A 19,091-nucleotide genomic window follows, 5' to 3' on the forward strand; every position below is an offset into this window, starting at 1 on the left:
ACCAGGTCGGAAACCTTCAAAGCAGCCCGTTCAGACTACAATTGATCCACTGGATCAATCGCCCGACAAACGCGCAACGCGCCGGACCGTAGGTTCAAATCCTCTCCCCGCAACCAAACTTCTAAATCGGATACCAAACGCATAGCGCCCATTGGGGCGCTTCATGCGTTCTAAGCCCAAGCGGTTGGTGCTACACTGAAAGCGTTGCAACTGACCCCCGCAGACATGCCTATCCTCCGAGAACGAAACACCCCATATTGGCGCTACGCGCCAATATAGAAACGGCTTCCTTTGCACCTTGCATTTTGGGGGCGCTCTGTCTCCTACGTCATTTTCTAATGAACCACACGCCTACAGTGTTTTGCCATTTATGAGATTTTGCATACTGTCCGAATGACTTGGTGTCGCGATGCAGACCATTTTTATTGTTGGGTGAAACGTGCGATCGCGGCTCGGGTTCCTTGGCTCCAGATGAAATCGAACCAATTTGAGAACTTCTCGGCAAAGTGAGGGGAACCGGACAGTCGCCCGTAAATGCCCTTGTTCCTGATCCACGCCTCTGGGTTTTCTTTGGCGACAAGCGCAGTGGCGTGTAGCTCGTTCCAAATCGGATCATTGGGTTCGATCTCTGTCCCGTCTTCGCGAATACCGGCGCACATTCGGGCCCAAAGGGCTTCGGCAAGTGCAAGGCCGTCAATGGCAGAGCCCGACTGAAGTGCATCCTGCAGTGTCGGTAACAGGAAGCCTGGGTGTCGAGACGAGCCGTCGAAGGCAACACGGCGTGTCGTGTCGTGTATTGCGGTGTTGGCAAAGCGTCGCTCGACCAGCTCAAGGTATTGCGTTGGGCTGGTTCCGGGCACTGCAGCAACAAGCGGGATGATTTCGTCAATCTGAACACGTCTAAAAAACGCTGATATGTCAGGATCTTGCATGCAATCCGAAATGGATGGAACGCTCAAAATCTCGCCGGCATTTGCCAGCAGCTGGTGACCTCCGTTCAGGATGCGCAGCTTCATCATTTCGTAAGAATGGACGTCGTTTGTAAATGTGACGCCCACGTCTTCCAATGATGGGCGCCCGTCGCAGAAATCGTCTTCGATCACCCATTGGCGGAAATTTTCATGTGTCACGGGGACTTGATCTTCGATCCCCAATGCGTGGGCGCGCGCGAACACCTCTTGCGTGGTCGCAGGAACGATGCAATCGACCATGGAATTCGGAAATGCACCGTTTTGGCCGATCCAACCAGCCAGATCTCGGTCTGACAACTGTGCCAATTCAACGACGCAACGCCGCAAGATGGATCCATTGCCTTGCAGGTTGTCGCAACTCAGAGCGGTAAAGGGCTTTGTCCCGGTTGCGCGGCGGATCTTCAAGGCCGCAACGATGGCTCCGAATACTGTACGCGGGGTTTCGGGGTTTTGTGCGTCATGGCGGATGTCCTCGTGATCCAGGTCAAATTCGCCGCTGTTTGCATCAAGGAAATAGCCGCCTTCGGTAACCGTAAGCGAGACAATGCGAATTCCGGGCTGTGCCATTTGGCGAATCAGCGAGGCATTGTCCGGTTCAATGGGCAGGTAGTCGACCATGGCACCGGTGATTTCCCCGGACGCACCTGACGGGTCGAGTTCGATCAGGGTTGTGAGGCAGTCCTGATCCAGCAGCTTTGTGCGCATCTTGGCGTCATAGGGGCGCACACCTGCACCAATGATTGCCCAGTCCAACGCCTTGCCTTGTTGCATCAATCGATGAATATACCAGGCTTGATGGGCCCGGTGAAAATTACCCAATCCGATGTGGACGATCCCAGGGCTCAGAGACTCTGACCGGTAGTTCGGGCGCTTGATATCGCGGGGCAAGCCGGCAAGGTTCGCGTGCCTGAGCCTGATCGGTGCGTTCGCCAGAGGTTCCATCAGCTCATCCAGTTTCCGCCGTCAACATTATATGTCTGCGCCACGACATAAGCGGCTTCGTCGGATGCAAGGAAAACTGCCATGCCGGTCAGGTCTTCGGCACGACCCATGCGCCCGAACGGGACGGATGCCGCCACTTCGCGCTTTTTCTGCCCGGGTTCTTTGCCTTCATATTTTGCGAAAAAGGCGTCGACACCGTCCCAATGCTCGCCGTCCACGACACCTGGGGCAATCGCGTTCACGTTGATGCCGTGTTCGATCAGGTTCAGCCCGGCAGATTGCGTGATTGAAATGATTGCGGCCTTGCTGGCACAATAGACGGCCACCAGCGGCTCACCGCGCCGCCCAGCCTGCGAAGCCATGTTGATGATGCGGCCCTTGGTCCCCTGTTTGATCATATGCTGCGCGACGGCCTGCAGAGTGAATAAAGTACCCCCGACATTGATGTTGAAAACCCGTTCATAGTCGGCGCGCTCAATTTCGGTGATCGGCGCGGCGGTAAAGATGGCGGCATTGTTGATCAGGATATCGATGGGCCCGAACTGCGCCGCGATTTGGGTAACGGCGTCGTTGATGCTCTGCTGATCGGTCACGTCCATCGAAACGGCCATGGCGGCATCGCCGAGTTCCGCTGCGGCTTCTCGCGCTCGGGGGACGTCAATGTCAGCGATGGCAACACGGGCACCTTCGGCGACATATGCTTTGGCAAAGGCCAGTCCAATGCCTCGGGCGGCTCCGGTGATCAGAGCCGTTTTGCCGGCCAACCGCTTCATTCGATCCGCAGCCCCTTTTCATTGAAACGATGAATGACGTCAGCGCGGGGTGTCAGGTGAATGCGATCGCCGTGGCGAAAGCCCACCTCTCCGTCCGCGCGGACCGTTATGGTTTCGGCTAGCCCGGTTTGCTGCACATGAAAGAATGTGTCTGACCCCAGATGCTCGGACACGCTGACAACACCGGACCAGTGGCCTTCGGATTCTGAAACGGAAATATGCTCTGGGCGTATCCCAATTGTATGAGCGCCATGTTTTGCGGCCTCTTCGCCGCCAATTAAGTTCATTTTGGGCGAACCAATGAACCCGGCAACAAACAAGTTGCTTGGTGTGCGGTAGAGGTCCAGCGGGGTACCGACCTGTTCGATCATACCGGCTTGAAGGACCACGATTTTATCGGCCATGGTCATGGCCTCGACCTGATCGTGGGTCACGTAAATCATTGTGGTCGCCAGACGTTCATGCAGTTCACTGATTTCCAGTCGCATACCGACCCGCAGGGCGGCATCAAGATTGGACAGTGGTTCATCGAACAGAAACGCCGCTGGCTCTCGGACAATGGCACGGCCAATGGCGACCCGCTGGCGTTGACCACCTGACAGTTGGCCAGGGCGGCGATCCAGATAGTCGGTCAGGTTCAAAACGCTGGCCGCGCCTTCCACCCGTTTGTCGATCTCGGCCCGATCCAGCTTGGCCATGCGCAACGGAAAGGCGATGTTCTTGCGCACTGTCATGTGCGGGTACAGCGCATATGATTGGAACACCATCGCCAGCCCGCGTTTTGCGGGTGGCACATCGGTGGCATCCGCCCCGTCGATCTCGATATGACCGCCTGTGATGTCTTCCAATCCGGCGATCAACCGCAACAGCGTGGATTTTCCGCAGCCCGATGGGCCGACAAAGACGGTGAACTCGCCATCTTCTATGGTCAGGTCCAGCGGGGGAATGACCTGCACATCGCCAAAGCTTTTGGTCACGGACTTGAGTTGGATGCGTCCCATGAATGGTCTTCCTTATTTCACAGCGCCGAAGGTGAGGCCGCGGACAAGTTGTTTCTGGCTGAACCAGCCAAGGATCAGGATTGGCGCAATCGCCATGGTCGAGGCCGCGCTGAGCTTGGCAAAGAACAAACCTTCCGGGCTGGAATAGCTGGCGATGAACGCCGTTAGCGGTGCCGCGTCGACGGCCGTGAGGTTGAGCGTCCAGAACGCCTCGTTCCACGCAAGGATAAAGTTCAGCAGCACGGTCGAGGCGATGCCTGGGATGGCCATAGGGGTGAGGACATATAGAATTTCCTCTTTCAACGTAGCGCCATCCATCCGTGCGGCTTCCAGGATCTCACCGGGAATTTCGCGGAAATAGGTGTAGAGCATCCAGACAATGATCGGCAGGTTGATCAGCATCAGGACGACGACCAACCCTCCGCGCGTGTCCAGCAGGCCCAGCCGAATGAACAGCAGATAGATCGGGTAGAGCACGCCGACCGCTGGCAACATCTTTGTGGACAGCATCCAAAGAAGAATGTCCTTAGTGCGTTTGGACGGAACGAAAGCCATGGCCCAGGCAGCAGGGACGGCGATGATGACGCCCAGAATGGTTGAGCCACCGGCGATGATGACCGAGTTCCAAAGGAACCGCATATAGTCGGACCGTTCCTGCACGATGGCGTAGTTTTCCAGCGTCCAGTCGAAGTTCAGGAACAAAGGCGGGCTGGCGATTGCCTGCGCTTCGGTTTTGAAGCTGGTCAGGATGGTCCAGAGGATCGGGAAAAAGATCAGCAACCCAACGGCCCAGGCAAGGGCGGTGTTCAGCGATTTGCGGCGGGGTGTGACAGCGCGGGCCATGGTCTTACCTCCTCACGCGTCCAGATTCTTGCCGACGATGCGCATCAGAAAGATCGCAACGATATTGGCAAGGATGATGGCGTAGACACCTCCGGCCGATCCCAGGCCAACATTCTGGCTTTCCAGCACGCGCTGGAAGATCAGGTAGGTGAGTGTACGGGTTCCGAACGCACCGCCGGTGGTCACGAAAATCTCGGCGAAGATTGACAAAAGGAAGATCGTCTGGATCAGGATCACGATGGTGATCGCGCGGCTCAGATGCGGCAGGACGATGTGGTAGAAGCGCTTCAGAACAGGCGCGCCGTCCATCTCGGCGGCTTCCAACTGTTCACTGTCCAGCGATTGGATTGCGGTCAGAAGGATGAGGGTCGCAAAAGGCAGCCACTGCCATGAGACGATCATGATGATCGAGGTCATCGACGCCTCGGACAGCCACGAGATCGGCTCGGCGCCGAAAAAGCGCCACAGATGGGCCAGCAGACCGTTGACCGGGTCCATGAACATGTTCTTCCAGACCAGTGCGGATACAGTAGGCATGACGAAGAAGGGTGCGATCACCAGGATGCGGACCACGCCCTGGCCCCACATCGGTTGATCCAACAGCATTGCCAGCACAACACCCAGAATGACCGTGATGACAAGAACGCCTCCGACGATCACAAGAGTCGCCTGAACAGCAGGCCAGAATGAGCTGGAGGAAACGAACCGCACGTAGTTGTCGAACCCGACCCAGCCCAGATCACCGCCACGCAAGGGCAGGTATTTCTTGAAGGAAAAATACAGTGTCATGGTCAGGGGCACCAGCATCCAGCCAAGCAGCAGGACAACTGCAGGAGCCATCATCATGCGGGCAACGGAACGGGAATGTTGGGTGGCCATGACGCAAACCTTCTCTGTTCAGACAATTCTAGCCTGCGAGAAAAACGAAGATTGTGGAAGTGGGGAGCGGGGGACAGTTGCCTGTCCCCCACCAGGAAGGATGCCTCAGTACCCTGCGGCTTCCATTTCTTCTGCGGTGAAAGCTTGCGCTTTGGCAAGTGCCTCTTCCACGGTTTGTTGCCCGGCATAGACCGCCGAGAACTCCTGGCTCACCTGGGTAGCGATACCCGCGAATTCCGGGATCGCGGCGAACTGGATGCCGACATAGGGCACCGGCTTCACGGTCGGATTGTTCGGATCAGCAGACAGGATCGAGTCCAACGTCATCTTGGCGAACGGAACCTTCTGATATTCGGGGTTCTCATACAGTGACGTTCGCGCACCCGGCGGAACATTTGCCCAGCCTTCGTTCTCGGCGACCAATTCGATGTAGTCCTTGGATGTTGCCCATTCAATGAACTGTTTGGCAGCAGCTTCCTGCTGTGTGCCCGCTGGAACAGCCAGAGCCCAGGCCCAAAGCCAGTTAGACCGTTTGCCCAGCCCAGTATCTGGAGCCAGAGCAAAACCGACCTGATCAGCTACTGTCGAGTCGTTGGGATTGGTCACAAAAGACGCAGCAACGGTCGCGTCGATCCACATGCCGCATTTGCCTTGTTGGAACAGCGACAAGTTTTCGTTGAAGCCGTTGGTGGCATACCCTGCCGGACCGGACTCGTTCATCATTTCGACGTAGAAATTCAGCGTATCTGCCCATTCAGGCTGATCGAACTGAGGCTTCCAGTCTTCATCGAACCAGCGCGCGCCGAACGAGTTGGACATTGCTGTGATGAATGCTCCGCCCTCACCCCAGCCGGCCTTGCCGCGCAGGCAGATTCCGTTGATGTCGGCATCGCGGTCAGTCATTGCAGCCGCCGCTTCCTTGATGAATTGCCAGCTTGGCGCCTCGGGCATTTCCATGCCCGCTTTTTCCATCAAGTCCGTGCGGTACATAATCATCGAGCTTTCGCCGTAGAACGGTGCCGCGTACAGCGTTCCGTCATGGCTCAGGCCGCCAGCCATCGCAGGCAGAATATCGCCAACGTCATAGTCGGCCGACATACCGTCCAGCGGAACCAACCAGCCGTTTGCGCCCCAGATCGGCGTCTCGTACATGCCGATGGTCATGATGTCGAACTGACCACCCTTGGTAGTGATATCGGTGGTCACGCGCTGGCGTAGCACGTTTTCTTCCAGCGTCACCCATTCAACCTCGATGCCGGTCGCTTCAGTGAATGTGTCAGTATAGCCCTGCATACGGATCATGTCGCCGTTGTTCACGGTAGCGATCGTTATGGTGTCCGCTTGGGCCGCTGCCGTGGCGACGAATGTCAAAGCAGTCGCCGCACGAAGTGCGTGTTTCAGATACATCCCTGTCCTCCCTGAGCTTGGATGTCGTACAGAGAGCGTAGTTGGAAACTTGTCGCGACGTCAATAAAAACTTTACGCGCGCAAAATTAAGAAGTCATGCAGATTCACGAAGCACCAGCCGCGCAGGGAAAAGCGTTTCCGACCTTGTGCCGAATTCCCCTCCGCTTTCAATGAGTTCAAACAGAGTCTCGACACTGCGACCTGCCACGTTGTCATAGTCATGCGCAGCAGTCGTCAAAGCAGGACATGTGAATTTTGAGAACGGATGATCGTCGTTCGAGGCGACTCGCAAGCTGCAATCATCCCTGCGTCCAACGCGAATCTCCATCTCGTAACAGGCGGCCAGAAAGCCAATCGCCAGCCTGTCGTTGCTGCACAGCACCGTGTCCGTTTTCAGTTTTTTCTGTTCAAGAACCTTGAGAGCGCCGCGATGGCCGATTTCTTCAAAAGCCCAACCCTCACCGTCGATCTTGATCACATGAGGCTCAAAACCCAATCGTTCCATCACGGAAATGTAGGCATTGCGCCTCTTGTTGGCGTTTGGGTTGGCCGGGGTTCGCATCTCAAAAAACGCGGGCGGTTCTCCGGTGCGCGTCAAATACTCGACCGTTTGCGAAACAAAGCTGAAATTGTCCGAACCAATGAAAGCTGCGCCCAAACCGTCCAGGTTACTGTCGAACAAGACGGTCGGGACATTTTTGCAGAACGCTTCGATTTGCGACTGATCAGAGGCGCGACCCAAAGGCGCAAGCAAAACACCCGCCGGTTTCAAGGAGCGCAGGCTATCCAGGATTTCATTCTCCAGCTTTTGTTCGCCGTGCGAACTGAACAGAGACGGGCGATAGCCAGCTGCGATGCAGCTTTGTTCAAGATATCTTGCGATTTCGGCAAAGAATGGATCGGCCAGATACGGGACAACGATACCGATATTCTTGGTCAGCTTTCGGTTCTGATTGATGGCGTAGATGTTTGGGCGATAATCAAAACGCTCCAGTGCTTCCTCAATCCGTGCGCGCGTGCTGGCACGGACGCTGTTAGGGTTGTGAAAGTATTTTGAGACAGTCGGGCGGGAAATTCCGCTGACCGCAGCAAACTCCTCCATGTTCCTAATTTTGGTCATGTCTTTTTGCCTGACAGGCCCTCAGATCGTGATCTTGTCATTCTTTACATTTTCTTTGCGCGCGGAAAAAATTCAATACCTGAAGGTAAACATTCTCGTCAGCGTGTCGCTGGGCAGACGGCCAATGGACGTGGCGGACATCGCGAATTCGCAAAAGAAAGCCCTCCACCAGACATCTGGTGGAGGGCTGATTTTTCGACCTGGAAGAAAGTCGCTTTCTTACCAGTCTTCGCGAACCACGACGCGGGTCTTGATCGGCAGCTTCATCGCGGCCAGGCGCAGGGCCTCGCGGGCGATGTCGTCATTGACGCCGTCGATCTCGAACATCACGCGGCCAGGCTTGACTTTGCAGGCCCAGCGGTCGACCGAACCTTTACCTTTACCCATACGAACTTCGATCGGCTTGGCAGTGACCGGAGTGTCGGGGAAGATGCGGATCCAGACACGGCCCTGACGCTTCATGTGACGCGTCATGGCACGACGTGCAGCTTCGATCTGGCGTGCAGTTACACGCTCAGGCTCAAGAGCTTTCAGGCCGTAGGTGCCAAAGTTCAGATCAGAGCCGCCCTTGGCGAGACCCTTGATCCGGCCTTTGTGCATCTTGCGGAATTTAGTACGCTTTGGTTGAAGCATATCTTTCCCTCCTTAGCGACGACCGCCACCAGCACCACGAGGTGCAGGGCCGTCCTGGAGTTCCTGTGCTTTACGGTCACGTGCCTGCGGATCGTGCTCCATGATCTCACCTTTGAAGATCCAGACCTTGATCCCGATGATCCCGTAGGGGGTCATCGCTTCGGCATGTGCGTAATCGATGTCGGCACGCAGGGTGTGCAGAGGCACGCGGCCTTCGCGGTACCACTCGGTCCGTGCGATTTCGGCGCCGCCCAGACGACCCGCGACGTTCACCCGGATACCCAGAGCGCCCATGCGCATGGCGTTCTGAACCGAGCGCTTCATTGCGCGACGGAACGAAACACGACGTTCCAGCTGCTGAGCGATGGACTCGGCAACCAGCTGCGCGTCAAGCTCGGGCTTGCGCACTTCGACGATGTTCAGGTGCAGTTCGCTGTCTGTCATCAGGGCGATCTTCTTGCGCAGAACTTCAATGTCCGCGCCTTTCTTGCCGATGATGACACCCGGGCGAGCCGTGTGGATCGTAACGCGGCACTTTTTGTGCGGACGTTCGATGATCACACGGGCGATACCGGCCTGCTTGCACTCTTTGTTGATGAACTCACGGATTTTGAGGTCTTCCAGCAGAAGATCACCGTAGTCCTTGGTGTCGGCGTACCAGCGGCTGTCCCAGGTGCGGTTGACCTGCAGGCGCATGCCGATCGGATTTACTTTATGACCCATTAGGCTTGCTCCTCAACTTGACGCACCTTGATGGTGATCTCCGAGAACGGCTTCATGATCTTGCCGAAACGGCCACGGGCACGCGGACGACCGCGCTTCATGACCAGGTTCTTGCCAACCCATGCTTCGGCGACGATCAGCTCGTCAACGTCCAGGTTGTGGTTGTTTTCGGCATTCGCGATTGCGGACTGCAGGCACTTTTTGACGTCCTGCGCGACACGCTTGTTGCTGAAAGTCAGGTCGATCAGAGCCTTCTCAACTTTCTTGCCGCGGATCATTTGCGCAACCAGGTTCAGTTTCTGCGGGCTGGTGCGAAGCATGCGGGTTTTCGCCATTGCTTCGTTTTCAGCCACGCGGCGGGGGTTCTTTTCCTTGCCCATGACTTACTTCCGCTTCGCTTTTTTGTCTGCGGCGTGGCCATAATAGGTACGGGTCGGCGAGTATTCACCGAACTTCTGACCAATCATGTCTTCCGAGACGTTTACGGGGATGTGTTTCTGGCCGTTATACACACCAAAGGTCAGACCCACGAACTGGGGCAGAATGGTGGAACGACGCGACCAGATTTTGATGACTTCGTTGCGGCCCGACTCGCGCGCTGCTTCGGCTTTTTTCAGCACGTAAGCATCGACGAAAGGCCCCTTCCAAACAGAGCGAGACATGGATTAACGTCCCTTCTTCTTGGCGTGCCGCGAGCGGATGATCAGCTTCTGGGACGCTTTGTTCTTGTTGCGGGTACGCTTACCCTTGGTGTCCTTACCCCACGGAGTAACCGGCGTACGGCCACCCGAGGTACGACCTTCACCACCACCGTGCGGGTGATCGATCGGGTTCATTGCAACACCACGAACCGACGGACGAACGCCTTTGTGGCGCATACGACCGGCTTTACCGAGGTTCTGGTTCGAGTTGTCGGGGTTGGACACGGCACCAACGGTGGCCATGCATTCCTGACGGACCATGCGCAGCTCGCCCGAGCTCAGACGGATCTGAGCGTAGCCGCCATCGCGACCAACGAACTGAGCGTAAGTACCGGCCGCACGTGCGATCTGACCGCCTTTGCCAGGCTTCATTTCGATGTTGTGGACGATGGTACCAATGGGCATGCCCGAGAACGGCATTGCGTTGCCCGGCTTGATGTCGGCCTTGGCGGATGCCACGACTTTGTCACCAACAGCCAGACGCTGCGGAGCCAGGATATATGCCTGTTCGCCGTCTTCGTATTTTACCAGTGCGATGAATGCGGTCCGGTTCGGGTCATATTCGATCCGCTCGACGGTTGCCGCGACATCAAATTTGTTTCGTTTGAAGTCAACGATCCGGTAGAGACGCTTTGCGCCACCGCCGCGGCGGCGTGAAGTGATCCGTCCGGTGTTGTTCCGGCCGCCCGATTTGGTCAAACCCTCAGTGAGAGACTTGACCGGACGTCCTTTCCAAAGCTCCGAACGGTCGATCAGCACCAGCCCGCGCTGGCCCGGCGTCGTCGGCTTGTACGACTTGAGTGCCATGCTTTCTGTCTTCCGTTTAGCAAGTGCGGGGATTTCCCCGCTATGTGATAGGCCCCCGTAGGTGCCAAGGGTATAGGGCCCCGAAGGTCCCCGGTTACAAATATCAGAGGCCCCGGAACGAATCCGAGGCCGCAAGATTGGGTGCGTTTAGCAGTGTTGGGGGTGGGTGTCTATAGGGTGGAGCACCTATTTTGATCAACCGAGCAAAAAGCGCATCGCCCGCACCGTTTCAGATTTCTTAACCAACCACTCACAACTTCTTGGCAAACTTTCGCCGGGACATATGCAATGATCATCGACCAAAACACCTACCGGAAAGCCTTCGATGCCTACCTGAGAAAAGGCACACCAATTGAGCTTTCGATTAAACAAAACCAATCGACGGGGTTCTATATCTGGCGAACCCGCGGCGACAACAAAGTACGATCATCTCATGCCGCCCACGATGGTAAGGTTTTTGCTTGGGACAACCGGCCCTCTACAGGTCATCCTGGTGAAGGATTTGGATGTCGGTGCAAAGCTGAACCATATGTTCCAGCAATAAGTGAATCCCTGAACGTGCAAATGATAAGTGTGACCGACACTGGCAGACCATGGACCAACCGCGACTTCATCAATCACTATCGGCGCGGCAACGGTGCGCCCGTAAGGGTGCGAGATATTGGCCACCTCCGAAAAATTGTTGACGAGTATTGGAGCACCGTCTCTAACCGACTGCTTGGCCAAATCGCAGATGCCGCTCGAATACAGACATCTGGTCAATTCTCTTACCCGTTCACAAATATCTACCAGATGCAGCATATTGTATTCAGTATTGGACACACGACAATCGAAGGGGAAGCAAAGGGTAGCGTCACCTTCCAGAAGGACGGGACCCTGCGCATAAGCGGCGACTGCGAATTTGCACTTGTCGACGAATTTGCCGATCCGTTGGATATAGGAATTGAACTGCCGGGAGGTGCCCCATATCCAATTCTAGACAACTGGTCGGCGCGCATGTCAGGCACAATCGTCGCGGACAGAAACAAAAGCTGGATTCGTTTCGATGGCTAATATGAGTATAGTCATTTCACGGATGGCTACGGGTGCAAGGTACCTCCTTCTAACGATCAGTGCGCTTTTCATCTTTTTGGTGTTGGCTTATTCGGTTCTGTTTCTGCGTCACCGAATTGGAGAATTTGGAACTTGTGTGCGCTTGCCTAACGGCGTGATTGTTTCCTATCAAGCTCTGTTTGACCTCTCTCAGCCCTTTGGAACTCCGGTTCCGGTCGTCCGGGACCCGGACTTTCAAATTTTGTCCGTCGGCAACGATGAGAGACTCCTTTTTTCACAGACAACGGCTTTTTGGGTCGATATCGACGAACGTCAGGGCTCAGCGACCGGCCTAGTCTTCCAACCGAATGTCGGTCTCGTTACCCGCGCCGGGAACCCGGCTTTGTATTCTGATATGATCGGCGACGCCGGGGAATGGCTTGAACAAGGCAAACGGCTAAACAACACCAATGTTCTAGGTGTGCTTTATGCACTTAAGAATGACCCCGAGTACCGAGCGCCTTCCTGCCCAGTGCCATTGGTCATCTGGTAAAAACGAACAAAAAAACCCGCTTTCGCGGGGGCCTTTATCTCTCTTTAATGACGGGCTCGATTAGAGGCCGGTGGATACGTCAATGGGGGTCCCCTCATCCGGGGTCACATATGCTTTTTGAGGTCTTTTCGCTTGTTCGCTTAAGCGCGGGACAAGGCCGAAGGCCGCCGCGCCAGCGACTGCCCGTCCCGGCGGGCTGGCGCTTTGGGGACGTTTGCGCCTCGGCATGAGTTCGGATGTATCTGGCACCATAAAACGCGCTGATCAGGCGTCGCGGCGTCATCCCACGGGCAGTCGCTGGCGCGGCTTGCGTTCTTGTCCGCGGGATCGCCTGCGGCAAGGGGGAACGGACGCTACCGCAATCCTGTGCCCGAGCGTGATATGCCCCACACCCTCGGAAAACCCGGTCAAATTATCGTCGGTCTTGCCTATGCTGGCTCTGGTCGTCCGCTCTTTCGCTGAGCAAGAGATTGATCAAAAGCTGAGGTGAACAGGGTCTGGCTAAGGCTCTGCGCTTGGGCTATGCCCGGCCCATGGCACAGATTGAATCACTCTTCGTAACCCGTCTTTATCGCGCGTCCCTGTCCGAGTTCGATCCCAAGATCGACGCGGAGGAACTGGAAAGCTCCTGCCTTGTCATCGCCGAGGATGATGAGGCCGGGCAAGAATGGTGTGAAGAGAACGGATATCCCGGCTATACCAGCTATGCCTCGCTAACCGATCTGCCGTGGCGGTTTCCGATCTTTGCCGATCTGGTCTCGGCGCTCGACCAGCACGTCGCTGCCTTCGCCAAGGATCTGGAGTTCGATCTGGGCGAGGGGGAGTTGAAGCTTGAGGATCTGTGGATCAACATTTTGCCCGAAGGCGGGATGCACTCCAGCCACCTGCACCCGCACAGCGTGATCTCAGGCACCACATATGTGGCGATGCCCGAAGGCGCGAGCGCATTGAAGCTGGAAGACCCGCGTTCCGGCCGCATGATGGCCGCGCCGACGCGCCTGAAAGGCGGGCGGCGGGACCTGCAGCCATTCATCTATGTGAAACCGCAGGTCGGGGATGTTCTGTTGTGGGAAAGCTGGCTGCGCCATGAGGTGCCAATGAACATGGCCGAAGATGAGCGGATTTCGGTGAGTTTCAACTACAAGTGGGAATAAGGAAAGGCGGGCTCAATGACCCGCCTTCGTGTTTCGCACTTATTCGGCGATGATCTCACCCGAGGGCCGCGGTGTGCTCGCGGTTTCGGCGGGCAGAATCGGATAGGTGACTTCTGGCAAAGTGCCGGTCAGGCTGTCGAGGAAAGCCACGATCTGATTGGCCTCATCATCGCCGAGTTCTTCACCCAACTGCGATTCAGCCATGATCTGAACGGCAACCTTCAGGTCCCAGACCTTGCCCGAGTGGAAATATGGTGCTGTGACAGCCACGTTCCGCAGAGGCGCTGCACGGAAGACGTATTCATCATCCACGGTCTCTGTAACCGCAAAGCGGCCCTTATCACCGACCGGCAGGATGTCGGCGCCGGGCTTTTCGATCAGGCCGAAGGGATAATACCCGCTACCACCGACATTGACGCCCGAGTGGCACGCGGCGCAGCCCAGGTCGATGAATTGCGACATACCGGCCAGTTGCTCTTCGGTCATGGCATTGTCGTCACCGTTCAACCATGCGTCGAACGGGGCGGGGGTGATCAGAGTCGCTTCGAATGCCTCGATGGCTTTGGCGAAATTGTCGAAGGTCACGGGATCTTCTTCACCTTCAAACGACTGACCGAACCATTCGACGTATTGCGGCATCGAATTCAGGGTCTGCAGCAGGTTATCCTGCGTGTTGGCCATTTCGACACCTGCTTGTACCGGGCCTTTGGCCTGTTCCGCCAGATCCTCAGCGCGGCCATCCCAGAACTGGGCCTCATTGAAGACCGAGTTTAAAGCGGTCGGCGCGTTGCGCGGGCCGCGCTGCCAGCCGTGACCGATTGAGGTTTCCAGGTTGTCGTCCCCGCCGGTTGCCAGGTTGTGGCAAGAGTTGCACGAGAACACACCGGATGCCGACATGCGCGGATCAAAGAACAAGGCTTTGCCCAATTCGATCTTTTCGGGCGTGATCGGGTTGTCGTTCACGGCCGGGACAGTCGAGGGCAGGGGTTCGAATATATCTAGGGCTTCTTCACGCAATTCATTGGCCTGAGCACCTGCGGCCAGGACCGCGATCATCGCTGCGTGGGCGAGACTGGATTTCAGTTTCATCGTTGGCTCCAATAGCTGTTCGCTCCCCGTTGTACCACATAGGCAACTTGGCAGGAGATATGTTGATTTAGATCAATTCTAAAAACTATTTTTACAAAACTTGTTCTTTTCGTAATTTTCCTTGCGAAATCGTCAAAAGGACGTAAGCAATGGATGCAGGGCAAGCACCGTGATCCCTTGACGCGCGCGCCAATCAATAGGCTAAACGAGCTCTAAAACTTTCGCTTGCCACCTACATCCCAAACCCTTATACGGCGGCATCCTGCGATCTCCCGGCGTTGTCGGGCGATTCGTATGTCTATCATTCATCCACCAGGTCAAAGGTGACCCTGCTAAGGGGGCCTTCTGGTGTTTTGAGCAAAGGAAAAAGGCGATGAACGCCCAAGAACTGCGTGACAAGACCCCGGACCAGCTCCGCGAGGAACTGGCCAACCTGAAGAAAGAAAGCTTTAACCTTCGCTTTCAACAGGCAACCGGTCAGCTGGAAAGCACTGCTGGTATCAAAGCGGCCCGCCGCAATGCCGCTCGTGTAAAAACCATTCTGAACGAAAAGGCCGCTGCTGCGGCATCGGAGGAGTAATCCTATGCCCAAGCGTATCCTGTCCGGCACCGTAACAAGCGATGCCAACGAACAGACCGTAACCGTTTCCGTCGAGCGCCGCTTTACGCATCCGGTTCTGAAGAAAACCATCCGTAAGTCCAAGAAATACCGGGCTCACGATGAAAAGAACGCCTTCAAGGTCGGTGACACCGTTCGCATCATCGAATGCGCACCGAAATCGAAGACGAAACGTTGGGAGGTTCTGGAGGCGTAAGCCTCCGGGATTTTCCCATTTGTCGAAACCCTGGGGGATCTAACGAGACCAGCCCCCACAGGTCGGGAGAAACCACATGATCCAGATGCAGACCAATCTGGATGTCGCTGACAACTCCGGCGCCCGCCGAGTTCAGTGCATCAAGGTCCTGGGTGGTTCCAAGCGTAAATACGCCTCCGTTGGCGACATCATTGTCGTCTCGGTGAAGGAAGCCATCCCGCGCGGCCGCGTAAAGAAAGGGGACGTCCGCAAGGCCGTCGTCGTACGCACCGCCAAGGAAGTCCGTCGCGAAGACGGCACCGCGATCCGCTTCGATCGCAACGCCGCCGTCATCCTGAACAACAACAACGAGCCGATCGGTACCCGTATCTTTGGCCCCGTTGTTCGCGAACTGCGCGGCAAGAACTTCATGAAAATCATCTCGCTGGCCCCGGAGGTGCTGTAATCATGGCTGCTAAACTCCGCAAAGGCGACAAGGTCGTCGTGCTGGCCGGCAAGGACAAGGGCAAAGAGGGGACTATCACCTCGGTTGACCCGAAAGCCGGTAAAGCTGTTGTTGATGGCATCAACATCGCCATCCGTCACACCCGCCAGACCCAGAACAGCCAAGGTGGCCGTTTGCCTCAGGCAAACCCCGTTGAGCTGTCGAACCTGGCGCTGCTGGACAAGAATGGCAAAGCAACTCGTGTTGGCTTCCGCATGGAAGGTGACAAGAAGGTTCGCTTCGCCAAGACCACGGGGGACGTGATCGATGCTTGATACTGCAAACTACACCCCGCGTCTGAAAGCTCAGTACGCTGAAACCATCCGGGCCGCTCTGAAAGAAGAGTTCGGCTATAAGAACGACATGCAGCTGCCCAAGCTGGACAAAATCGTTCTGAACATCGGTTGTGGTTCTGAGGCTGTCAAAGACTCGAAGAAAGCGAAAGCTGCTGTCGAGGATCTGACAGCGATTGCTGGTCAACAGGCTGTTGCAACCAAGGCGAAGAAGTCGATCGCGGGTTTCCGCGTCCGTGAAGACATGCCGCTGGGTGCGAAAGTGACCCTGCGCGGTGACCGGATGTACGAATTCCTGGATCGTCTGATCACAATCGCGATGCCGCGTGTTCGTGACTTCCGCGGTGTGAAGCCGTCTTTCGATGGTCAGGGCAACTTTGCCATGGGCATGAAAGAGCACATCGTGTTCCCGGAAATCGACTTCGACAAGGTCGACGAAGTCTGGGGCCTGGATATCGTAATTGCCACCACAGCGAAAACCGACGCTGAAGCAAAGGCACTGTTGAAAGCGTTCAACATGCCGTTCAACGCATAAGCGCCGGGAGGATTGAGACATGGCTAAAAAAGCAATGATCGAACGCGAGAAGAAGCGCGAACGCCTGGTGGCCAAATATGCCGCAAAGCGTGCCGAGCTGAAAGAAATCGCGAATGACGAGAGCAAGCCGATGGAAGAGCGTTTCAAAGCGCGTCTGAAACTGGCGAAACTGCCGCGCAACAGCTCGGCTACTCGTTTGCACAACCGCTGTCAGCTGACCGGTCGTCCCCACGCTTACTACCGTAAGCTGAAGGTCAGCCGTATCGCGCTGCGCGAGCTGGGTTCTGCTGGTCAGATCCCCGGCATGGTGAAATCGAGCTGGTAAGGGAGACATAGATATGAATGATCCTATCGGCGATATGCTCACCCGTATCCGCAACGCGCAAATGCGCGGCAAGTCCACCGTTTCCACCCCGGCTTCCAAGCTGCGCGGTTGGGTTCTGGACGTGCTGGCGGACGAAGGTTACATCCGTGGCTACGAGGCGACGACCGGTGAAAACGGTCATCCGGCCATCGAAATCAGCCTGAAATACTACGAAGGCACCCCTGTCATTCGCGAACTGAAGCGGGTTTCCAAGCCTGGTCGTCGCGTCTACATGGGCGTCAATGACATCCCACAGGTCCGTCAGGGTCTGGGTGTGTCGATTGTCAGCACTCCGAAAGGTGTGATGTCGGACGCAAACGCTCGCTCCAACAATGTTGGCGGCGAAGTGCTCTGCACCGTCTTCTAAGGAGGTCTGCAATGTCTCGTATTGGTAAAAAACCGGTCGAGCTGCCCAGCGGCGTTTCCGCCTCTGTGTCGGGTCAGACCATCGAAGTCAAAGGTCCGAAAGGCACCCGCAGCTTCACCGCCACCGACGACGTGACGCTGTCGGTTGAAGACAACGTGGTCAAGATCGACCCCCGTGGCATGTCCAAGCGTGCCCGCCAGCAGTGGGGCATGAGCCGCACCATGGTTGCCAACCTGGTTACCGGCGTGACCGAAGGCTTCAAAAAAGAGCTGGAGATCCAGGGTGTTGGTTACCGGGCGCAGATGCAGGGCAACACCCTGAAGCTGAACCTGGGCTACAGCCACGATGTTGATTTCACGGCTCCGGAAGGTGTCACCATCACTGCACCGAAGCAGACCGTGATCATTGTGGAAGGTAACGACCAGCAGCAGGTTGGCGAAGTCGCGGCGAAAATCCGCGAATGGCGCCGTCCCGAGCCGTACAAGGGCAAGGGCATCCGCTACAAGGGCGAGTTCATCTTCCGCAAGGAAGGCAAGAAGAAGTAAGGACGCAGACAATGGCAAACAGCAAAAGAACCCTGTTTCTGAAGCGCCGCCTGCGCGTTCGGAACAAACTTCGCAAAGTCAACGCCGGCCGTGTACGCCTGTCGGTTCACCGTTCGAACAAGAACATCAGCGTTCAGCTGATCGACGACGTTCGTGGCGTGACCCTGGCTTCGGCCTCGACCCTGGAAAAAGATCTGGGTGTTGTTGGCAAGAACAACGTCGAAGCGGCCACCAAAGTGGGCGCGGCCATCGCCGAGCGTGCCAAGAAGGCAGGCGTCGAAGAGGCCTATTTCGATCGTGGCGGCTTCCTGTTCCACGGCAAAGTGAAGGCTCTGGCCGACGCTGCGCGTGAAGGTGGTCTGAAGATATAAGACTTGCGGGCAGCTTTGCGGCTGCCCCGATGATCCGGGGGCCTCGGCACTAGTCGGGGCTCACTTGGATTGAACAAACGGCGCCGAGAAGCGCCACATGAGAAAAGGGATGCCAAATGGCAGAACGTGAAAACCGTCGGGGCCGTGGCCGCGACCGTGAAGAAGCACCGGAATTTGCAGATCGTCTGGTTGCGATCAACCGTGTGTCGAAAACCGTAAAAGGTGGTAAGCGCTTTGGCTTCGCCGCTCTGGTGGTTGTCGGCGATCAGAAAGGCCGCGTCGGCTTTGGTAAAGGGAAAGCGAAAGAAGTACCTGAAGCCATCCGTAAGGCGACTGAGCAAGCCAAGCGCCAGATGATCCGCGTGCAACTGCGCGAAGGTCGTACTCTGCACCACGACATCGAAGGCCGTCACGGCGCTGGTAAAGTGGTTATGCGTACCGCACCTGAAGGTACTGGTATCATCGCCGGTGGTCCGATGCGTGCCGTGTTCGAAATGCTGGGTGTTAAGGACGTTGTGTCCAAGTCGCTGGGCTCGCAGAACCCGTACAACATGATCCGCGCCACCATCAACGGCCTGCAGAAAGAGCAGAGCCCGCGTTCGGTCGCACAGCGTCGTGGCAAAAAGGTTGCTGACATCCTGCCCAAGCGGGACGAAGCACCAGCTGCTGCTGAAGCAGAAGCGTAAGGA

Annotated in this window: 26 protein-coding genes; 13 read left to right on the forward strand and 13 right to left on the reverse strand. The window is 56.5% G+C overall.

The window, feature by feature from the left end; all coding sequences use genetic code 11:
* Nucleotides 1-422: 422 nt before the first annotated feature.
* From ACR0CR_RS12615 to rplB, 12 genes are all read right to left on the reverse strand, one after another.
* Nucleotides 423-1,913 (reverse strand): mannitol dehydrogenase family protein, encoded by a 1,491-nt coding sequence (locus ACR0CR_RS12615; protein ID WP_480599587.1) that lies wholly within the window; start codon nucleotides 1,911-1,913, stop codon nucleotides 423-425.
* Nucleotides 1,913-2,686, reverse strand: a complete 774-nt coding sequence (locus ACR0CR_RS12620; RefSeq protein WP_480599589.1) for an L-iditol 2-dehydrogenase — start codon at nucleotides 2,684-2,686, stop codon at nucleotides 1,913-1,915. The genes ACR0CR_RS12615 and ACR0CR_RS12620 overlap by 1 nt, the downstream gene beginning before the upstream one ends.
* Nucleotides 2,683-3,687, reverse strand: coding sequence for an ABC transporter ATP-binding protein (locus ACR0CR_RS12625; RefSeq protein ID WP_480599591.1), 1,005 nt, complete (start codon nucleotides 3,685-3,687; stop codon nucleotides 2,683-2,685). The genes ACR0CR_RS12620 and ACR0CR_RS12625 overlap by 4 nt, the downstream gene beginning before the upstream one ends.
* 12 nt (nucleotides 3,688-3,699) lie before the next feature.
* Nucleotides 3,700-4,530 carry a carbohydrate ABC transporter permease gene (locus ACR0CR_RS12630; RefSeq protein ID WP_480599593.1) on the reverse strand — a complete coding sequence of 277 codons (831 nt, stop codon included), beginning with the start codon at nucleotides 4,528-4,530 and terminating at the stop codon, nucleotides 3,700-3,702.
* Between the two features lie 12 nt (nucleotides 4,531-4,542).
* Nucleotides 4,543-5,409 (reverse strand): carbohydrate ABC transporter permease, encoded by an 867-nt coding sequence (locus tag ACR0CR_RS12635; RefSeq protein ID WP_480599595.1) that lies wholly within the window; start codon nucleotides 5,407-5,409, stop codon nucleotides 4,543-4,545.
* Nucleotides 5,410-5,514: 105 nt separating this feature from the next.
* A complete protein-coding gene (locus ACR0CR_RS12640; protein ID WP_480599597.1) occupies nucleotides 5,515-6,816 on the reverse strand; it encodes an ABC transporter substrate-binding protein in 1,302 nt (433 codons plus the stop codon).
* A gap of 94 nt (nucleotides 6,817-6,910) precedes the next feature.
* Nucleotides 6,911-7,936 carry a LacI family DNA-binding transcriptional regulator gene (locus ACR0CR_RS12645; protein WP_480599599.1) on the reverse strand — a complete coding sequence of 342 codons (1,026 nt, stop codon included), beginning with the start codon at nucleotides 7,934-7,936 and terminating at the stop codon, nucleotides 6,911-6,913.
* 219 nt (nucleotides 7,937-8,155) lie between these two features.
* Nucleotides 8,156-8,569 carry a 50S ribosomal protein L16 gene (gene rplP / locus ACR0CR_RS12650; protein ID WP_058283513.1) on the reverse strand — a complete coding sequence of 138 codons (414 nt, stop codon included), beginning with the start codon at nucleotides 8,567-8,569 and terminating at the stop codon, nucleotides 8,156-8,158.
* A 12-nt stretch (nucleotides 8,570-8,581) separates the two neighbouring features.
* Nucleotides 8,582-9,292: a 30S ribosomal protein S3 gene (gene rpsC / locus ACR0CR_RS12655; protein ID WP_170356687.1), complete on the reverse strand. Its 711-nt coding sequence runs from the start codon at nucleotides 9,290-9,292 to the stop codon at nucleotides 8,582-8,584.
* Nucleotides 9,292-9,672: a 50S ribosomal protein L22 gene (rplV, locus tag ACR0CR_RS12660; protein WP_321249184.1), complete on the reverse strand. Its 381-nt coding sequence runs from the start codon at nucleotides 9,670-9,672 to the stop codon at nucleotides 9,292-9,294. Before rplV ends, rpsC begins: the two co-directional genes overlap by 1 nt.
* A gap of 3 nt (nucleotides 9,673-9,675) precedes the next feature.
* Nucleotides 9,676-9,954 (reverse strand): 30S ribosomal protein S19, encoded by a 279-nt coding sequence (gene rpsS / locus ACR0CR_RS12665; protein ID WP_005980699.1) that lies wholly within the window; start codon nucleotides 9,952-9,954, stop codon nucleotides 9,676-9,678.
* A gap of 3 nt (nucleotides 9,955-9,957) precedes the next feature.
* A complete protein-coding gene (rplB, locus tag ACR0CR_RS12670; RefSeq protein ID WP_008757664.1) occupies nucleotides 9,958-10,800 on the reverse strand; it encodes a 50S ribosomal protein L2 in 843 nt (280 codons plus the stop codon).
* Nucleotides 10,801-11,088: 288 nt separating this feature from the next.
* Here rplB and ACR0CR_RS12675 point away from each other — a divergent pair, with 288 nt between their 5' ends.
* The 3 genes from ACR0CR_RS12675 to ACR0CR_RS12685 all read left to right on the forward strand — a co-directional run bounded on the left by ACR0CR_RS12675 (nucleotide 11,089) and on the right by ACR0CR_RS12685 (nucleotide 13,539).
* Nucleotides 11,089-11,853 (forward strand): phage minor head protein, encoded by a 765-nt coding sequence (locus ACR0CR_RS12675; RefSeq protein WP_480599601.1) that lies wholly within the window; start codon nucleotides 11,089-11,091, stop codon nucleotides 11,851-11,853.
* Between the two features lie 136 nt (nucleotides 11,854-11,989).
* Nucleotides 11,990-12,385 (forward strand): hypothetical protein, encoded by a 396-nt coding sequence (locus ACR0CR_RS12680; protein WP_480599603.1) that lies wholly within the window; start codon nucleotides 11,990-11,992, stop codon nucleotides 12,383-12,385.
* 533 nt (nucleotides 12,386-12,918) lie between these two features.
* Nucleotides 12,919-13,539 (forward strand): 2OG-Fe(II) oxygenase family protein, encoded by a 621-nt coding sequence (locus tag ACR0CR_RS12685; RefSeq protein WP_480599605.1) that lies wholly within the window; start codon nucleotides 12,919-12,921, stop codon nucleotides 13,537-13,539.
* 39 nt (nucleotides 13,540-13,578) lie between these two features.
* On the opposite strand, the gene ACR0CR_RS12690 is transcribed toward ACR0CR_RS12685, so the two are convergent.
* Nucleotides 13,579-14,628, reverse strand: coding sequence for a cytochrome-c peroxidase (locus tag ACR0CR_RS12690; protein ID WP_480599607.1), 1,050 nt, complete (start codon nucleotides 14,626-14,628; stop codon nucleotides 13,579-13,581).
* 373 nt (nucleotides 14,629-15,001) lie between these two features.
* Here ACR0CR_RS12690 and rpmC point away from each other — a divergent pair, with 373 nt between their 5' ends.
* From rpmC to rpsE, 10 genes are all read left to right on the forward strand, one after another.
* Nucleotides 15,002-15,208: a 50S ribosomal protein L29 gene (gene rpmC / locus ACR0CR_RS12695; RefSeq protein WP_037311745.1), complete on the forward strand. Its 207-nt coding sequence runs from the start codon at nucleotides 15,002-15,004 to the stop codon at nucleotides 15,206-15,208.
* A 4-nt stretch (nucleotides 15,209-15,212) separates the two neighbouring features.
* Nucleotides 15,213-15,443 (forward strand): 30S ribosomal protein S17, encoded by a 231-nt coding sequence (rpsQ, locus tag ACR0CR_RS12700; RefSeq protein ID WP_008757253.1) that lies wholly within the window; start codon nucleotides 15,213-15,215, stop codon nucleotides 15,441-15,443.
* 76 nt (nucleotides 15,444-15,519) lie between these two features.
* A complete protein-coding gene (gene rplN / locus ACR0CR_RS12705; RefSeq protein WP_039523372.1) occupies nucleotides 15,520-15,888 on the forward strand; it encodes a 50S ribosomal protein L14 in 369 nt (122 codons plus the stop codon).
* Between the two features lie 2 nt (nucleotides 15,889-15,890).
* Nucleotides 15,891-16,202 (forward strand): 50S ribosomal protein L24, encoded by a 312-nt coding sequence (rplX, locus tag ACR0CR_RS12710; protein WP_170419374.1) that lies wholly within the window; start codon nucleotides 15,891-15,893, stop codon nucleotides 16,200-16,202.
* A complete protein-coding gene (gene rplE, locus ACR0CR_RS12715) occupies nucleotides 16,195-16,755 on the forward strand; it encodes a 50S ribosomal protein L5 (RefSeq protein ID WP_480599609.1) in 561 nt (186 codons plus the stop codon). The genes rplX and rplE overlap by 8 nt, the downstream gene beginning before the upstream one ends.
* Nucleotides 16,756-16,774: 19 nt before the next feature.
* Nucleotides 16,775-17,080, forward strand: a complete 306-nt coding sequence (gene rpsN, locus ACR0CR_RS12720) for a 30S ribosomal protein S14 (protein ID WP_010437098.1) — start codon at nucleotides 16,775-16,777, stop codon at nucleotides 17,078-17,080.
* 13 nt (nucleotides 17,081-17,093) lie between these two features.
* Entirely contained in the window at nucleotides 17,094-17,486 is a 393-nt protein-coding gene (gene rpsH / locus ACR0CR_RS12725; protein WP_010437099.1) for a 30S ribosomal protein S8, read from the forward strand.
* 11 nt (nucleotides 17,487-17,497) lie between these two features.
* On the forward strand, nucleotides 17,498-18,031 hold the full coding sequence (gene rplF / locus ACR0CR_RS12730; RefSeq protein WP_480599611.1) for a 50S ribosomal protein L6: 534 nt from the start codon (nucleotides 17,498-17,500) through the stop codon (nucleotides 18,029-18,031).
* 11 nt (nucleotides 18,032-18,042) lie between these two features.
* A complete protein-coding gene (gene rplR / locus ACR0CR_RS12735; protein WP_170663171.1) occupies nucleotides 18,043-18,402 on the forward strand; it encodes a 50S ribosomal protein L18 in 360 nt (119 codons plus the stop codon).
* 116 nt (nucleotides 18,403-18,518) lie between these two features.
* The gene (rpsE, locus tag ACR0CR_RS12740) at nucleotides 18,519-19,088 is read left to right on the forward strand and encodes a 30S ribosomal protein S5 (RefSeq protein ID WP_170419378.1); all 570 of its coding nucleotides are present in this window, start codon (nucleotides 18,519-18,521) and stop codon (nucleotides 19,086-19,088) included.
* Nucleotides 19,089-19,091: the final 3 nt, after the last annotated feature.

The organism is Ruegeria sp. AM2 (assembly GCF_056540685.1).

Coding starts and splice junctions, on each gene's coding strand:
- ACR0CR_RS12615 (WP_480599587.1), bottom strand. CDS start 1,913: ATGGAACCTCTGGCGAACGCACCGATCAGGCTCAGGCACGCGAACCTT.
- ACR0CR_RS12620 (WP_480599589.1), bottom strand. CDS start 2,686: ATGAAGCGGTTGGCCGGCAAAACGGCTCTGATCACCGGAGCCGCCCGA.
- ACR0CR_RS12625 (WP_480599591.1), bottom strand. CDS start 3,687: ATGGGACGCATCCAACTCAAGTCCGTGACCAAAAGCTTTGGCGATGTG.
- ACR0CR_RS12630 (WP_480599593.1), bottom strand. CDS start 4,530: ATGGCCCGCGCTGTCACACCCCGCCGCAAATCGCTGAACACCGCCCTT.
- ACR0CR_RS12635 (WP_480599595.1), bottom strand. CDS start 5,409: ATGGCCACCCAACATTCCCGTTCCGTTGCCCGCATGATGATGGCTCCT.
- ACR0CR_RS12640 (WP_480599597.1), bottom strand. CDS start 6,816: ATGTATCTGAAACACGCACTTCGTGCGGCGACTGCTTTGACATTCGTC.
- ACR0CR_RS12645 (WP_480599599.1), bottom strand. CDS start 7,936: ATGACCAAAATTAGGAACATGGAGGAGTTTGCTGCGGTCAGCGGAATT.
- rplP (WP_058283513.1), bottom strand. CDS start 8,569: ATGCTTCAACCAAAGCGTACTAAATTCCGCAAGATGCACAAAGGCCGG.
- rpsC (WP_170356687.1), bottom strand. CDS start 9,292: ATGGGTCATAAAGTAAATCCGATCGGCATGCGCCTGCAGGTCAACCGC.
- rplV (WP_321249184.1), bottom strand. CDS start 9,672: ATGGGCAAGGAAAAGAACCCCCGCCGCGTGGCTGAAAACGAAGCAATG.
- rpsS (WP_005980699.1), bottom strand. CDS start 9,954: ATGTCTCGCTCTGTTTGGAAGGGGCCTTTCGTCGATGCTTACGTGCTG.
- rplB (WP_008757664.1), bottom strand. CDS start 10,800: ATGGCACTCAAGTCGTACAAGCCGACGACGCCGGGCCAGCGCGGGCTG.
- ACR0CR_RS12675 (WP_480599601.1), top strand. CDS start 11,089: ATGATCATCGACCAAAACACCTACCGGAAAGCCTTCGATGCCTACCTG.
- ACR0CR_RS12685 (WP_480599605.1), top strand. CDS start 12,919: ATGGCACAGATTGAATCACTCTTCGTAACCCGTCTTTATCGCGCGTCC.
- ACR0CR_RS12690 (WP_480599607.1), bottom strand. CDS start 14,628: ATGAAACTGAAATCCAGTCTCGCCCACGCAGCGATGATCGCGGTCCTG.
- rpmC (WP_037311745.1), top strand. CDS start 15,002: ATGAACGCCCAAGAACTGCGTGACAAGACCCCGGACCAGCTCCGCGAG.
- rpsQ (WP_008757253.1), top strand. CDS start 15,213: ATGCCCAAGCGTATCCTGTCCGGCACCGTAACAAGCGATGCCAACGAA.
- rplN (WP_039523372.1), top strand. CDS start 15,520: ATGATCCAGATGCAGACCAATCTGGATGTCGCTGACAACTCCGGCGCC.
- rplX (WP_170419374.1), top strand. CDS start 15,891: ATGGCTGCTAAACTCCGCAAAGGCGACAAGGTCGTCGTGCTGGCCGGC.
- rplE (WP_480599609.1), top strand. CDS start 16,195: ATGCTTGATACTGCAAACTACACCCCGCGTCTGAAAGCTCAGTACGCT.
- rpsN (WP_010437098.1), top strand. CDS start 16,775: ATGGCTAAAAAAGCAATGATCGAACGCGAGAAGAAGCGCGAACGCCTG.
- rpsH (WP_010437099.1), top strand. CDS start 17,094: ATGAATGATCCTATCGGCGATATGCTCACCCGTATCCGCAACGCGCAA.
- rplF (WP_480599611.1), top strand. CDS start 17,498: ATGTCTCGTATTGGTAAAAAACCGGTCGAGCTGCCCAGCGGCGTTTCC.
- rplR (WP_170663171.1), top strand. CDS start 18,043: ATGGCAAACAGCAAAAGAACCCTGTTTCTGAAGCGCCGCCTGCGCGTT.
- rpsE (WP_170419378.1), top strand. CDS start 18,519: ATGGCAGAACGTGAAAACCGTCGGGGCCGTGGCCGCGACCGTGAAGAA.